Below are 16621 nucleotides of genomic sequence, written 5' to 3' on the forward strand. Positions count from 1 at the left end.
ATATTTATTTCGACCAAGCTTTTTCTTATAATTTTCATCAGCTTCTAATCCAAAAACAAAAAATTTATATTGCACATCAGACACATTACTAATAGGAGAGGTTGTTTTTACTACTATCATAGTTAAACATTAGCCTCTCCCACTATATAAACCTTATTATTCTTATTTTAGAAAAAAACACGTGCCTACGGCACAAAACCATCAAAAAGATAGTTTAAAGAACCTAAATTTTTTCTGAAATTTCACAAAAAAATTTCAACTAACAAATTGACAGCCTCAATACTTTACTATTACAAGAGCATGAAAAATAATTAGATTTTATAAAGTTTTGTTATGATATTATGGGTTTAAATTTAATATAAATCTGTTTTAATTATTATTTCATTAAACTTAAATATAGTAAATGATTAAATCTTAAATAAAATTTCAATAAAAATTAATATCATATTATCATCGATTAGTGAAATTAAATTTTTTCTAAAATATAATTCCATTATTTTAATAATAATAATAATAATAATAATCAGTAGTTATAAATGATTTAAAAAAAAGAAGAATTATTTAAAGAAACGATTATTTTCTCCATAATATAAAAAAAAAGATAATTGTTTAGCTATTTGTTTTTTGAATATTTGTAAGCAGCATCCATAAATGATACAAATAGGGGATGGGCATTATTAGGTCTGGATTTGAATTCTGGATGGAATTGGCATCCTACAAACCATGGATGATTTGGTAACTCTACCATTTCAACTAAAAAGTCATCTGGTGAAATACCAGAAATAATTAAACCTTTTTCTTGAAGCTCATCTCTAAACTCATTGTTAAATTCATATCTATGTCTATGACGTTCAACAATATTCTCTTGATTATATGCATCAAAGGTCTTAGTATTCTTTAAGAGTTTACAATCGTATGAACCTAAACGCATTGTTCCTCCCATATCTTTGATCTTCTTTTGTTCTTCCATTAAATCAATAACTGGATATATAGTACTCTTGTCAAATTCAGTACTATTAGCAGTTTTCATACCATTTCTCCTTGCAAATTGAATTACCATAGAATGCATTCCAAGACAAATTCCAAAAATAGGCACATTGTTAGCTATAGCATATTCAACAGCATCAAGTTTACCTTCAACGCCTCTTTCACCAAAACCACCAGGAATCAAAATCCCATCTAAACTACCTAACTCCTCAAAGTCAAGTTCATCTACATCAGAATTAATATATTTAAGATCTAACTTAACACCAATATTTCCAGCTGCATGTTTCAATGATTCCCTAATACTAATATAAGAATCTTCCAAAGAGATATATTTTCCTATAATAGCTATTGTTACAACAGGATTATCTTTTTTAAGAGATTTAACAACATTTTCCCATTGATTAAGATTCGCAGATTCTGTATCTACATCTAACTTTATTCTATCAGCTACAAATTTACCAACATTCTCTTTATTTAGAACAAGAGGAACTTCATAAATTGAAGAAGCATCAGAAGCATTTACCACAGCTTTAAAATCCACATCACAAAAATGAGCTATTTTTTTCTTTAAATCTTCATCAATTGGCTCTTGACTTCTACATACAATCATGTCAGGAGAAATACCTGTACTTCTAAGTTCTTTTGTACTATGTTGAGTAGGTTTAGTTTTAAACTCACCTGCAGCATCGAGATAAGGAACAAATGTAACATGAACAAACATGACATTATCATGACCTTCTTCATTTCTTAATTGTCTAAGAGCCTCTAAAAATGGCTGACTCTCAATATCCCCAACAGTACCACCTAGCTCAATCAAAATAACATCATAATCATTATCCTCAGTTATTGTTCTAATCATGGATTTAATTTCATCAGTTATATGAGGAATAATTTGAACACAAGCACCTAAAAAATCCCCACTTCTTTCTTTTTCAATTACAGATTTGTAAACTTTCCCCGTGGTGATATTAGATACACCTGGAAGTTCAACATCTAAAAATCGTTCATAATGACCCAAATCAAGATCACATTCCATTCCATCATAGGTTACAAAAACTTCACCATGTTGATATGGGTTTAATGTTCCAGAATCCCAGTTCAAATAAGGATCAATTTTAATAGCTCCTACTTTCAAATTATAAGAACGTAAAATCCTCCCAATTGATGCTGAAGTGATTCCTTTACCAATTGAACTAACAACCCCACCAGTTATAATAATATATTTTGTCAGAACATCCTCTCCATAACTAAAATACAATAATGTAATTAGATTATTTATTATCAAATTTTGCTGAATTAATATAAACTTTAAATAATTTTATTTAATAAAACCATGCTGTAAACTTCGAACAAACTTATCTAATAAACTCACAACATAAACAAACTTATCTAATAAATTAATTGAAATAAAAAAGCTCTTTAAAAAAATTAACAAAAAATATTTTATTCATTAATGATCATTAGAATAGCTTTAATCCTGCTATCATATTAGATTGATTATATATATAAATTATATTGATTAAATATATTACCTTAAAAAAATTATACATTAAAAAAATAAATGAAAAAGATTTGAATCTAGAAAAAGAAGAACTAAGTTCAAAACTAGTTATTTAAAATTATTTTAGACAATAATATACTTACATTAATGAACTTACTATTAGTTAAAAGTTTTAAATCTATTACTAAAAGTTTCAGCATTATTTAAGACATTTTCTGTTTTTTCTTTTGAATTCTTCTTAACAACAAAATATATAAACATCATAGCAAACATATTTATTCTATGTATGATACCTAGAAATCATCCTAGATACACTTCTCTTATGTTACGTGAGAAGATAAAAAAGGCCCATGATAAAGGATATTTAGCTGATTCTGGAATGATAGCTCATGGGAGAGGAGAAGCTTTTGATTATTTGTTAGGGGAAAGAACCACAGATAATGGGAGAAAAGCTATTGAATCAGCCGTAGCTACATTACTTCTTGCAAAAAATCCTATTATTTCAGTAAATGGTAATAGTACTGCATTAGTTATAAATGAATTCATTGAATTAGCTAAAATTCTTAATGCGAAAATTGAAATTAACCTCTTTTATAGAACCAAAGAAAGAATAGCTATTATGAAAGAATTATATGAAAGCCATGGCTACATAAATGTTTTAGGAACCGATGATAAGAAGTTATTATATATCGATGGAATTGAATCTCCAAGAGCTACTGCTAGTGAAAATGGAATCTATTCCGCTGATGTTGTTTTAGTCTCACTTGAAGATGGTGATAGAGCTGAAATATTGGTTAATAATAATAAAAATGTAATAGCTATTGATTTGAATCCATTATCTAGAACAGCAAAGATGGCAAACATCACTATTGTTGATAATATTGTTAGAGCTATTCCTTTGATGATTGAAATAGCTAAAAAATACAAAAATAAAGATAATAAATATTTAAAAAGTATGATAAATAATTTTTCAAATAAAATAAATCTTGAAGAATCTTTAGAAATTATTAAGAAGACTTGATTGTTAATAGGAGCAGTTTAATGAAAGTAATGGGAGTATCTGGATTACCTGGTTCTGGAAAAAGTTTAATCTCCAAAATAGCTAAAAAAAAAGGAGCTATTATTATTAATATGGGAGATATAATAAGAAAAGAAGCTATTAAAAGAAATAAATCAAGTGGGGAAACAGCTGTTGATTTAAGAAAAGAGCAAGGTCAGTATGTGGTGGCTAAATTAACAATACAAGAAATAAATAGCTATGAAAAAAACGATGAAAAGGTGTTTTTAATTGAGGGAATCCGAAGCCCTTATGAAGTACAGCTATTTAAAGAAAATTTCGCCGAATTTCAATTAATTTCTGTTTTTGCAAGTAATAAACTGAGATTTCAAAGATTAAAGGATCGAAATCGTGCTGATGACTCAGATGATTTCAAAATATTTGAGGAACGAGACAATCGTGAAATTAATTTTGGAATAAATGATGTAATAGCTAATTCAGATTATCAAATAAAGAATGAAAATGATTTAGATAGTTATGAACAAAGAATTAATGAATTTTTTAATAAAAAGAATATATTTAACCAAAGATAATTATTTCCAATCCAATATAGAGAGATGGGCAAAAGTCTAAATTTATAAATCAAAGATTCATTAAAATGATTTAATTAAGAAATAAAAAAAATTTTTCTTAAAAAATATATTTTTGGCCAATCCTCAAATAAAGAAAAAATGTTTGGAAAGAATGCTATATTAATTAATTTCTTTCCAAAAAAATAGATAGCACAAATTAATCTGTTCTTTTTGTTCTTTTTTAGGCTTTTCTGTATACTGTTATTTTGATTTTAGCTATTTTGTTGTGTGCTAGGTTTTTGACTATTGTTTTTAGTATTTTTGATTTTTTGTTGTAGTTGTATTTGGTGTTTTTTGTTGTTTGTATTTTGTAGAGTTTGTGTTTTTTGAGTATGTTTTTGAGTGATTCTGTGAATGTCTTTGAGCCTGTTTTTTCTCCATAATTTTTGATTGAGTAGGTTATGTAGTAGATTTTGTGTTTTTTAGTCTTTTTTGAAGTTGTTTTTTTGCTGTAAACTTTTATTTTTGCTGGTGTTAGTGGTTTGTTAACATTTAAGGTTTTTGTTACACTTGTTGATTCTTTGAATGTATAATTTCCACTTGCGTTAGTTATTGTTGTTTGTTGGGATTTTGCATAAACATTGTAGTTACCTGTTTTAGGTACTTTGTAAACAAATCTTGCTTCGCCGTATTTATCGGTTGTTGCTGAACCTACTTGCTTACCATTAACATAGAAATAAACTTTTTCACCTGATAGTTTTTCTCCAGTATTTTTGTTTGTTAGTGTTGCTACTATTGTGATTTGTCCACTACCTGAAACAATCACTAAATCAATATTTGTTTCATAAGTTAGATCAACAATTATAGTACTGTTGTTAGCTGATTCAGTATTATTATTACCTGTATTATAGACGATATCACCAGTGTTATTGGTTGCATTAGTGTTGTTGATAGTTACATTGTTGTTATTACCTTCATTGGTGATTAATCCATCTTTTGCTGTGTTATTGGTTATAGTAGAATTGTCGACTGTGATTTTGTTATCATCACCTTCACTTTTTAATATTCCGTCATTATTGCCTGATAATTCACTGTTATCTATAGCTATTGTGTTTTCATCACCAGTACTACTAATTGCTCCACCATTTGGTGCAGTGTTGTTAGTTGCTGTTGAATTATCCAAAACAATAATGTTATTATCGCCATTATTGTTGATTGCTCCACCTTTATTTATAGCATTGTTATTGTTGAAATCAGTGTTATTAATTGATAAATTATTATCATCACCGTTGCTGTTGATTGCTCCACCATTTTTAGCGGAATTATTGTTGAATGTAGAGTTGTTAATATTAGTCTCGCGGGATTGTCCATTGATATCTATTGCTCCACCGTTAGAACTAGCAGAATTATTCTCAAACAATGAATTATCTATATTGACTTTACCTTCTTCACCATTAATATCTAATGCTCCACCAGTCTTAGCACTATTATTCACTAAAGTACTACCTTCAATATTGATAGTCTTATTATCACCACTAGCATATAATGCTCCACCTTCTTTAACAGCAGTATTATCACTTATAATACTATCCTTAATAGTAAGCACATTATCATCACCACTAAAACCTATTCCACCACCATTAATACCCGCAGAATTATTAATTACAGTAACATTATCCAAAACAGAATCACTACCATCGCCAACAATATATAAAGCACCATAACTAACACCTACAGTATTGGTTATGAATACTGAATTTTTTAAAGTATTACTAGAACCAACTCCAATCACACGTAAAGCACCATAACTAACACCTGCAGTATTGTTTTCAAAAGTACAATTATCAACCAAATTAATACTATTATCTCCACCTAGAGATGCAGCACCATAACTACTAATTGCAGTGTTGTTTATGAATACTGAATTTTTTAAAGTATTACTAGAACCAACTCCATTCATACGTAAAGCACCATAATCATTTGCAGTGTTGTTTTCAAAAGTACAATTATCAACCAAATTAATACTATTAACTCCATTTAGATATACAGCACCATAACTAACAATTGCAGTGTTGTTTTTGAACACTGAATTTTCGAGAGTATTACTGGAACCCTCTCCAATCATAATTAAAGCAGAATAACTAACACCACTTGCAGCGTTGTTTTCAAAAGTACAATTATCAACCAAATTAATACTATTAACTCCACCTAGAGATGCAGCACCATAACTACTAATTGCAGTGTTGTTTATGAATACTGAATTTTTTAAAGTATTACTAGAACCAACTCCATTCATACGTAAAGCACCATAATCATTTGCAGTGTTGTTTTCAAAAGTACAATTATCAACCAAATTAATACTATTAACTCCATTTAGATATACAGCACCATAACTAACAATTGCTTTGTTGTTTTTGAACACTGAATTTTCGAGAGTATTAGTGGAACCCTCTCCAGTCATATAAATTGCTCCATCATTATTTGCGGTGTTGTTTTCGAATGTGCAGTCGGTTATTGTTAATATGGTGTTATTTTGAGTTGATGTGATTACGCCACCGTTAGATGTGGTGTTTCCGTTTATGAAGGTTATGTTTATCAGTGTTAGGTTGATTCCTGCGTTTATTGTGAATGCTCGTCCACTGTTTTCCATGTCGATTATTGCTCCAACTTTGGTTTTACCAGCTATTGTCATGTTTTTGCTGACTGTGAGAGCTTTATTTCCTGTTCCTGAGTATACACCATCTTCTAAGTACAGAGTACTTCCATTTGTAAAGCTATTGTTGTTGATTGATGCATTTATAGTAGTAGTGTTATTAATAGTAACTTCTGCTGCGTTTGCTGTGCCGATTAAAGAAAAAGCGCCAATAGCGATTATTGCGGAAATTATCAAGAAAGTCGATAATTTCTTAAATTCATTTTTATACATAATTTAAATTCACCTCAATATTTTTTTATTTAATTAATATATACGAACCGTGTTTTTACTTAAATATCTAATATTCAATATAATGCCAGCCATTAGTTAAAAACTAAAAAACGTTTAATAATCATCACCTACTAACTAACATCTCATAAATAATAAATGAAAAAAACTTGTTAGTTACTGAAAGAACAGTTAGTATCCTATTAAACTATTAATTTTTAATTACTGGACAAACATACTTATAGTAATTACCCATATATAAAGATATCACTTCTACACACCCCAATGATAAAACAAGAAGAAATTACAAAGCAGAACTAATTCCATAGACTACCCCCCCCCCCCTAAACATTTAAAGAACTTAAAACCATCCACACAAAAATTAAACACAAAAAATTATATTTTTCACAAAAATAAGCTATCTAATTCCTCATCGAATTTTCCACCCATTCTTTTATTACAAAGAATAATACACCACAATAACAAAATACTATCATTTAAAAATATATACATAAAAAGAAAGCAAATAAAAAAGTATTATACACCAATATGTAAAATATTACACCAACCCAAAAAAAATACTCACCATGATCTAACTACAGAATAATAAGCCACTATTCCGGAAAATATCAAGCCACAATACCTCAAAAAAATAGACATGAAAAAAATAAGAAGGTTGTCAACAATTAGGGAGTTAGATAAATAAATTTTTTTTTGAAAATATCAATGGAATTCTGCATGAATCCATGAAAATAGCTTAAAAAATCATTGAATGTTTTAAATCGACTTTTATTTTGTTTTATAAGAGTTTTTAAGAAATATTTTTCACAAACATTGAAATTTGAGGTATTAATCCATCTTTTAGGAATATGGTGTAAGCATATCGAAGTCTGTGACTACTTTTTTCTCAATGAATTTTACTTAAAAATTCTGATAATCTGCCTAAAATTTATATAAAGCTTTTTAATTTGTTTTCGCTATTTTCGGCTGATTTTCGAGATTATTCTCAATAGAATTTTTTTTACAATAATTTTTGCCCTTGTTTTAACAATTTTCTCAGATACTTTAATAAGAAGAATATCTTTAACCAAAATTAAATACTTTTAAAGAAAATAAAGAAAATTTTAAACAAAAATAATGATTTTTAAGAAGAATTAAATATTTCAAAAAAATGAATGTAAAATGATTAATTAAATATTTCAAAAAAATGAATGTAAAATGATTAATTAAATATTTCAAAAAAATGAATGTAAAATGATTAATTAAATATTTCAAAAAAATGAATGTGAAATGATTTTTTTAATTAAAATTGAATAGTTTTATGATTGCTTTTTTATTATTTATCTATTAAAATAGCTTTTTTTATATTATATACACCATTATCATAGTTCCATTGTTTTTCAGATTCAAGTATTTTGATTTTCTTCTTAAAAATAGGTCCATCAATAGCTAATGTTTCTGCTTCTCCTCCTTCAAAGGCTAAATTTATACCGTGTTTTTCAGATATATGTATTAATTCATTAAGTGCTGATTTATCAATTGTTCGTCCAAGCCAGGAATCATTTAAACCTTCTGCAAAGACACCACCTATGATAATTTCAAAACCTAAATCAATAATTCTATTCATATATTCTTCTTCATTAATATGCCAAAGTGGAGCTATTGATTTCAATCCTATTTCAGAACATAGATTATCAATTCTTGATTTTTGATAGATAGAAAAAAGAGCACCAGTGTATATGGATTCAACACCCAAATTTTTAAGGTTAATGAGTTCATTTTTAAGATCTTCAAGTTCTTCTTCTTTTTTTCCTTTGGTTTTAGCTTTTATAATAGGTATTTCAATAGCTTCAGCTATTAAATCAACCATATGGATATTGGGAACATGAAACATATAAGAAGCATCATTTTCAGATTCCATAGAAAGCAAGTAAGCTATCTCATCTCCATTTTTAATAGCTTCAAAACAAGCCATTATACTATCTTTTCCACCTGAAAAAAGTACTGCCGAAATCATTAAATCAAAACTTGTTCTATATTTTCTCTATAAATCGATTAAAATTAGATAATTATTATATTTAATTTATTATTATATTTAATGAATAAAAACTACTATTAATCACCATTCTCAATTAACTACCATGAAAAATAAATAACTATTAATCACCATTCTCAATTAACTACCATGAAAAATAAATAACTATTAATCACCATTCTCAATTAACTACCATGAAAAATAAATAAATAACTATTACTTACCATTCAATTAAATTAAAAATGATATTATATTAGATAGTTATCTATCTTTAATTCTTTTTATGACCTTTCTAAAGAACAGAATAATCTCATCAAAAAATAGGCCTATTAATGCAATAACAACTCCAAATAGACCAGAAACTAAAATAATGATATTGTTATCTAGCATTGAATTTTTAGTATTTTTTATGGTATCTTGAACTGGACCCTCAACAGAAGAAACAACTATGTTTTCAGAATTTAGATAATTCTTAATTTCCTCAGTATGAGATGCTTTAACATTTAATTGAAGATGAAGAAGTGCATAGTTTGTATTAATACCTCCTGTAAACATTAACCACTCAGATAAAAGAGATATTGCATTATTAGGATCATAATTTTCAGTTATGTTTAGTGTTATTTCTCCAGAAGGATCAACAGTCCAAGATTTAAAGTTAGTGTCGATATCTGGCATTTTTTCCTCAATAATAGCTTTTCGTTCACTACTAAAATTATCTGTTTTCAGAGAAATTCCTTTGTTGGTTACAGATATGACTCCTTCAGTTGCATTAAGTTTTTGGATTAAAGCATTATTATCTGTAGTAGGACTTATTACAATACCAATGAATTCACTATCACCATCTATTATTTCTTGTAAAGATCCTGCCACATAAGGCAACTCACTATAAATTGGAGAGATAAAAAATGCTCCACCTACTATACCTACAATGAATCCAATAACTAAAACTAAAACAGCTCCTTTTTTTTCAATTAATGGTGCTGATAATCCCATTGAGAAAATAAGAATCATTAAAACAATGAATAAAATAATATAAATACTTGCAGTTAGAATATCCATGAAATCCTCTCATACCTAAATTAAATGATTAAAGTCATGATTATAAACATGAAAAATCATTTATATACAACACAAAAACCTATTAAACTATAAACATAATCATGTGAAAATATTATTTATAAAATAGGGAATTATGAAATTATGTCAAATATATATTTATTAACTAATGTTATATTTGTTGTAAGATATTACTATAGTATAAATGTTTGGATGATGAAAGGAATATTTAACTTAGGTTAAATTTAATATCTTCTTCACCATAAATCCACTGAATAATTATTTTGTTATACCCTTTAATTAAATATAAAGACCCTTCTGAATTATTAGCCTTAAAAGGTAATTCAATTATTTTATTTTCATCTCTATCAATGGTAACTTCACTCTCAGCCATTCCACCATCTATATTTTTATGAAAATTTATTCTTGTATCATAAGGAACATCAACTACAATCACCCTTTTAGATCCTGGCCCATTTGAATAAATAGCATCAATTGCAGTAGTTATCTTAGCTATTTCAGATTTTATTAAAAAGGAATTTGTACTGTCCAACGTTAAATCAATGGCTAAATTTTCTAATGGCAATGAAAATGAGATAAAAATCAAAATAGCTATTAATGAAATCAATAAGAACTCTAAAGAAAGTTGTCCTTTTTTATTATTGAATATTTCGACTTCATTAAAATAGCTTAAATTCGATTTAAAACTCTTTTTAAATCTTCTAATACTATTATTTATAATAACAAAACATTTAAAATGTTTTAAAATTATTAAAAATATCAGTAATTTGATATATTTCTTTTCAATTAATTCTTTAAATTTCATATATTCACCAAATATCAATGATCATTAATCGATTATAATTAAAACTCATTAATAGATTATACACTGATTAAAATCCTCAATTTTCTTAATTAAGTTTGTAAATTCATATTCTCTAATTATCTTCTCAATCAACATTGTAAATTCATATTCTCTAATTATCTTCTCAATCAACATTGTAAATTCATATTCCCACATTATCTTCTCAATCAACATTGTAAATTCATATCCCCACATTATCTTCTCAATCAACATTGTAAATTCATATTCTCTAATTAAATATCAAATATAAAAGAAAAGATTATTCAATATATTAAAGAACAAAACAACTATATCTCCAAGAAAAATAGCTGTTATTAAACCAATAGCTATTGATGGACCAAATGGGATTCCAATTTTAATAGGTATACTCTTATCAATTAAATCATTTTTATATAATCTATTTAAAAGTTTTATATCATCTTTATTCAATCCTGCTACTGATTTAGATTTCAATAATTTTAAGTTCTGATTAGAATCATGAATATTGGAGTTAGATTTAAAAACTATCCCCCGAATATCATTATCATCATCTTTATTGATTTGTATCTCATCAAGAATCATTCCTTCTTCCAATTTATCAATAGCTATTTTATTATTTAGTCCTATTTTAGCTATTTTTCTAAAATTAGAACTAATAATTTTAAATATGAATGAAAATAGAAATCCAATGGATATGGTAATAATTAATACAAAAAGAATATCAATTAAGATGTTAAAAATAGTATAAATTAGATTATATTCATTAAAATTATAATGAAAATTATAATCATTGATAAAATTAAAGTTATTATTTTTATTAATATTATTAATCTTACTAAGATGTTTTATAGTAATGATTATTATAGAAAATAAGAATGAAAAAAGTATGTTTTGTTTTGAAAGAAATAATGTTCGTTTTAAATTAATTATAAGCTGTTTTAAGATAATTAAATAGCTATTATTCCCTTTAATTTCACCATGATCTATAAAGTTTTTTTTGATTTTATTAAGTTTCATACTGAAAAGTTGTTTACTGAAAAGTTTCATGTCTAAATCATGATTCTTTATTGAATTATAAATAATAATTCCTATTAAAAATGGAAAAGAGATCATGATACTGTTAAAAATCACAGAAAATGGAAAAGGATAAATAGCTATTGCTGGAAAATTCACACTGAATAGTTTCCATTTAAATAAAATAGGATTGATAGGTAAAGCAAAGGCAATGCCTGTAATTAATTTAACATCTCCACCTCCCCATAATCGAAGTTTCCATAGAAAATAGCTAGTAACAAATATTATTACTCCTAATAGAAGTGAATTTACAGTGTAGCTAATATCTCCGTATATCCAAGAGAATATGATATTAATAGTTATACCAAATGCAATCAATGAATATGTTAACTTATTAGGAATTATTCCTTCTTTTAAATCAAATAAGGCAGCTATTATTGTTAAAATTATTGTAATAGCTATACTAAAAAATATTATCATGAACATCCTATCACTCAATTAATAAATTATTGATAATAATATATTTAGAACAAGTAATATTTAAACTTAATATGTTTTTAATAATTAGTATTACTATCAATCAGTACTATGATAATGATAAGAAAAAATTGGAATAAAATGAAAAAATAGATTGAAAGTTATAAAATAAAGTAAAAAAGATTGAATTCAATGCAATCTAACCATAATTTAGTTAATCATAATTTAGTTAATCATAATTTAGTTAAAAAGGACGATGAAAGATAAAATAGATAAACAAAAGATAAACCTATGTAGAATTTAATTTTAACTTATATTATCTTATTTAATTCTCTTAAATCAAAATTTGTTGGAAAACCTTTATCATCCCAATGTTGTTTACACCCAACATAGTCTAAAATCACACATTGTGCAGGAATTCCATTAGAACTAAGTTTCCACCCACCTTCAATCAAATTATTAATACAAGCTACCCCTACAACAGATAATTCCTTTTTATCCATTTCAGAAAGGTTAGACAGCATAGATGAGGTATGGGATGTTATATACACATCAAAATATTTTGAATTAATTTTATCTTTCCCTTTAATAGCTACTTTGCCAATATTACAATCTTTATTACATATTATACATTTCACACCCAAATTGTCTTTAATAGCTTTACACCTAGAATTTTGAATAGAATTATTGCTATAGGATTTCCCTAAAATTTGCATACATTGTGGTAGAATAATTATAATTCTATTTCTATTCTTAAATTCATCTCTAAAGACACGATTCATTATTTCTGCACCAAACATATTAACATGGTATTCTACTTCCCTTCTTCCACAAAATATAATGTCTTCCTGGTTTAGATGGTTTTGAAGTTTTGTGCTTCTAAAATGAGATACATTTGAAGTGTATTGATGAAGTTCTTCTTTAGCTATTTTTTCAAACCATTTCGAGAAAGATAAAATTTTTTTAAGATAAACATCCACTTCTTCAACAGTTTTCTTTGATAGAAACTCTACCCAAAAGGTTAAGTGTTTTACTGATTCCTCATAATCCCCTGTGGCCTCTAAATATTTTAATAACAAGTTCAAATGTTTTACATTGAAATTATTCTCATCTAAATCCACAACAGAATCTAAACCAATATCCACCCCATCTAAATCCACAACAGAATCTGAATCCATAACAACCCCATCTGAATCCATGACAGAATCTAAATCCATGACAGAATCTAAATCCATGACAGAATCTAAATCCATGACAGAATCTAAACCAATATCATTAGATTTGCCAATATCTAAAATTTCATTATTGAATAAATATTTAGTAGCCAACAATCCTCTTATCTCATCAATTTCTTCTTTTAAAAAATAAGTTTCTTTTTCTTCTAAATCATTAAGTTCTTTCCTATTTCTTAAAGTTGATAATTTAGATAATATTTTTTGATGAAAAGGATCTAAAGTTAGAGCTATGCTAAAATAGCTATTCCATAGTGTTCCAAGTAATAGTAGTTCAAAAACCTGTTCTTCACGAGACTGAGCACTATTTATAGAAATATTATTATATAAATGATGAGATTCATGATTCGAATTTTCAGACGAAAATTTCTGAAAATCAGATATTATATGCCCAATAGCTATTTTTGACTCTTTTAAAACTCTTAAAGTAAATTTTTTGATTTTTAAATAATAATAGTCCTCAGAAATATCTAGATCTGAATTTGAATCAATAGAATCTAAATTATAAAGAATATTTTTATAAACCGAATCCTTTTTCATATATTATTCCATTCCTTTTTTCTCTTTATAATCAACATTACTACTCCATTCCTTTTTTCTCTTTATAATCAACATTACTACTCCATTCCTTCTTTCTATTTATAATCAACATTACTACTCCATTCCTTTTTTTCTCTTTATAATCAACATTACTACTCCATTCCTTCTTTCTATTTATAATCAACATTACTACTCCATTCCTTCTTTCTATTTATAATCAACATTACTACTCCATTCCTTTTTTCTCTTTATAATCAATATTACGATTATTTATATTACAATGAGTTTTAGAAATGTCATCTTTACTGGAATTTGATATTTTCAGATGAATATTTTTATCTATAGATACTGCACTTAAAATAAAGTTGAAATGATATTCTATATCATTAAAAACCTTTTCGATTTCTTTTTCATTAAGATTTGTAGGATATTTAAGCACCATAGTTTCAAAGATCTTAAACATAGCATAATTATAATAATTTTCTGCTAATTTCTTAGGATCACTCTTTCTAATTATCTTTTTATCCATCAAACTCTGAAAAAACATAGTCCAGAATAGAATAGGGCCATTAATAAGTTCTTTTAGAAAGAAATCACTGATTTTCTGGTTGTGATAAAGTTCAATAAAAATCAATCTTAAAATTTTTATCATAACTGGATTACTAAATTGATATTTAACTTGTTCTGAGCCAAAATTATACAGAACTCTGGGACTTTTAGTTAAAAGTTGTTCCATATGTTCTTGAGAAATTGAAGTTTCATTCATTTTTCTCATGAAATAATCAAAGATACTATCTAAAATGGATTCTTTTTTAAGATAGTGGTTATAGATAGAACTTTCTTTTATCCCTACTTTTTTAGCTATTTCCCTTATAGACACTTCATTGTATCCTTTATCTGAAAACAAATCAAGAGCCTCATTGAATATTTTCTCTTTTGTTGAAATTTTATTCATAAAATCACACTAAGTAACGATTGTTAGTATCAATATATTGGACTTACTATATAAAGCTAACAGATGTTAGTTAAAAAAATAATAAAATGGGAGTGTCTCATAATTAAGTTTTGTATGAACAAATTTGTAAAAATCAGTGCGATTTTTTTTTGTTTAATTTATTTGAATAATTTATTCAAAGCTTGTAGATTTGTTTAGTGAAAAAGTAATTATGAAACACTCTCATAATATTATTAATATTATAATTAATCAATAAAGAATAAAAAAAACTTTAATTAGTTAATAAATTACAGATATGAATAAAAAAAAATAAATAAATAGGGGAGAAAATAAATAAGTCCTCCTAAAAAATGTTTAATCTTGTTTTCTTCTAATGCTTATTCCAAACACACTTATCAACACTAATATGATAGCTATTATCGGTATTCCTGTATTTTTCATAGTAGCTATAGCTACTGGATTATCACTTGTCTTATTAGTATTATTAGTATCATTGTTGTTGTTTTGGGTTTCAAATTCAACTGAAACTGGATTAACATCGTAGTTTGCATTATCAGATGCGACTGTAATCACATGGCGACCATCACTGAGTTTATTAGTTGGTATATGAATTTTTCCAATACCAAGAATATCAGTAACGATATTTCCGATATGTTTACCATCCAACTCAACACTAACTTCATAGTCTGGTATTGGATTGCCATCTTCATCAGTTACTGTGACAATCACATCAGCAGAACCATCAGAATTTTTAACTACATCCATATTAACAATAGCTTGACCTTTTACCACACTAAAAGTTGTAGTATTGGTATAGCTAGAGTAGTTATCGTTTCCTGCATAGTCAACCATAATATTAACATTTCCTGTGTGTGTTGGTTTATAAGTAAGACTCCATCGACCATTAGAATCAGTGATCAAAGAATAAACTTTACCATCAACAGTGACAGTGATTGGGGCGTTAGCTACTGGATTGCCATTTTCATCAACAAGCATTCCATCGATTGTTATGGTTTTACCAACCTTAACATCCTTTGGAATATTTATAGTTGAATTAACAGCTAAGTTAATAACATTAAAGCTAGTAGAATTACTAAAGCTTATGTAATTTTCGTTACCAGCAAAGCTGACAACAATCTCTAAATCAGTTCCAGTACGATTGGTAGTGTAATTTAACTCCCAATAACCAGAAACATCAACAATTACATCAGTAAAGAGATTACCATCAACAGTAACATTAACAAAACCAATACCTGTATAATTAGCTAACTGACCACTAACAGTGACATTCTCACCAATCTGAGCAGGATTAGGATTAACAATAATACTTGAATTAGTACTATTCTTATTTACTATGAAAATAGTAGAATTACTAAAAACATCATAATTACCATCACCAGCAAAACTAACAATAACCTCTAAACCAGTGCCAGTACGATTAGTAGTATAATTTAACTCCCAATAACCAGAAACATCAACAATTACATC

13 protein-coding genes are annotated in these 16621 nt (G+C 26.8%); 2 read left to right on the top strand and 11 right to left on the bottom strand.

Annotated elements, in window-relative coordinates:
- Positions 1 to 613 precede the first annotated feature (613 nt).
- A complete protein-coding gene (gene pyrG, locus MBCUT_RS07660) occupies positions 614 to 2245 on the bottom strand; it encodes a glutamine hydrolyzing CTP synthase (RefSeq protein ID WP_281177979.1) in 1632 nt (543 codons plus the stop codon).
- A 529-nt stretch (positions 2246 to 2774) separates the two neighbouring features.
- Between pyrG and MBCUT_RS07665 the strand changes: the two genes are divergently transcribed.
- Both MBCUT_RS07665 and MBCUT_RS07670 read left to right on the top strand, forming a co-directional pair.
- A complete protein-coding gene (locus MBCUT_RS07665; RefSeq protein ID WP_067260098.1) occupies positions 2775 to 3509 on the top strand; it encodes a 4-phosphopantoate--beta-alanine ligase in 735 nt (244 codons plus the stop codon).
- A 20-nt stretch (positions 3510 to 3529) separates the two neighbouring features.
- On the top strand, positions 3530 to 4078 hold the full coding sequence (locus MBCUT_RS07670) for an AAA family ATPase (protein ID WP_067260099.1): 549 nt from the start codon (positions 3530 to 3532) through the stop codon (positions 4076 to 4078).
- Between the two features lie 220 nt (positions 4079 to 4298).
- Here the strand turns inward: MBCUT_RS07670 and MBCUT_RS07675 are convergent, their stop codons facing one another.
- The 10 genes from MBCUT_RS07675 to MBCUT_RS07715 all read right to left on the bottom strand — a co-directional run.
- Positions 4299 to 6983 (bottom strand): beta strand repeat-containing protein, encoded by a 2685-nt coding sequence (locus MBCUT_RS07675; RefSeq protein ID WP_067260100.1) that lies wholly within the window; start codon positions 6981 to 6983, stop codon positions 4299 to 4301.
- Between the two features lie 1333 nt (positions 6984 to 8316).
- Complete coding sequence (locus tag MBCUT_RS07680) at positions 8317 to 8997, bottom strand: diphthine--ammonia ligase (protein ID WP_067260101.1); 681 nt, start codon at positions 8995 to 8997, stop codon at positions 8317 to 8319.
- A gap of 279 nt (positions 8998 to 9276) precedes the next feature.
- Complete coding sequence (locus MBCUT_RS07685; protein WP_067260102.1) at positions 9277 to 10074, bottom strand: hypothetical protein; 798 nt, start codon at positions 10072 to 10074, stop codon at positions 9277 to 9279.
- A gap of 226 nt (positions 10075 to 10300) precedes the next feature.
- A complete protein-coding gene (locus MBCUT_RS07690; RefSeq protein ID WP_067260103.1) occupies positions 10301 to 10897 on the bottom strand; it encodes a hypothetical protein in 597 nt (198 codons plus the stop codon).
- Between the two features lie 48 nt (positions 10898 to 10945).
- Positions 10946 to 11149 carry a hypothetical protein gene (locus tag MBCUT_RS07695; protein WP_169805423.1) on the bottom strand — a complete coding sequence of 68 codons (204 nt, stop codon included), beginning with the start codon at positions 11147 to 11149 and terminating at the stop codon, positions 10946 to 10948.
- 27 nt (positions 11150 to 11176) lie between these two features.
- The gene (locus MBCUT_RS07700) at positions 11177 to 12409 is read right to left on the bottom strand and encodes a prepilin peptidase (protein WP_169805424.1); all 1233 of its coding nucleotides are present in this window, start codon (positions 12407 to 12409) and stop codon (positions 11177 to 11179) included.
- A gap of 308 nt (positions 12410 to 12717) precedes the next feature.
- The gene (locus MBCUT_RS07705) at positions 12718 to 14178 is read right to left on the bottom strand and encodes a DUF116 domain-containing protein (protein ID WP_067260106.1); all 1461 of its coding nucleotides are present in this window, start codon (positions 14176 to 14178) and stop codon (positions 12718 to 12720) included.
- Between the two features lie 40 nt (positions 14179 to 14218).
- Entirely contained in the window at positions 14219 to 14365 is a 147-nt protein-coding gene (locus MBCUT_RS10955) for a hypothetical protein (protein WP_157082537.1), read from the bottom strand.
- A gap of 39 nt (positions 14366 to 14404) precedes the next feature.
- Positions 14405 to 15133 carry a TetR/AcrR family transcriptional regulator gene (locus MBCUT_RS07710; protein ID WP_067260107.1) on the bottom strand — a complete coding sequence of 243 codons (729 nt, stop codon included), beginning with the start codon at positions 15131 to 15133 and terminating at the stop codon, positions 14405 to 14407.
- A gap of 354 nt (positions 15134 to 15487) precedes the next feature.
- Positions 15488 to 16621, bottom strand: a 1134-nt coding sequence (locus MBCUT_RS07715) for a carboxypeptidase-like regulatory domain-containing protein (protein ID WP_157082538.1), incomplete at its 5' end; no start/stop codon positions are given.

It is taken from the genome of Methanobrevibacter cuticularis (assembly GCF_001639285.1).
Taxonomy (GTDB): domain Archaea; phylum Methanobacteriota; class Methanobacteria; order Methanobacteriales; family Methanobacteriaceae; genus Methanobaculum; species Methanobaculum cuticulare.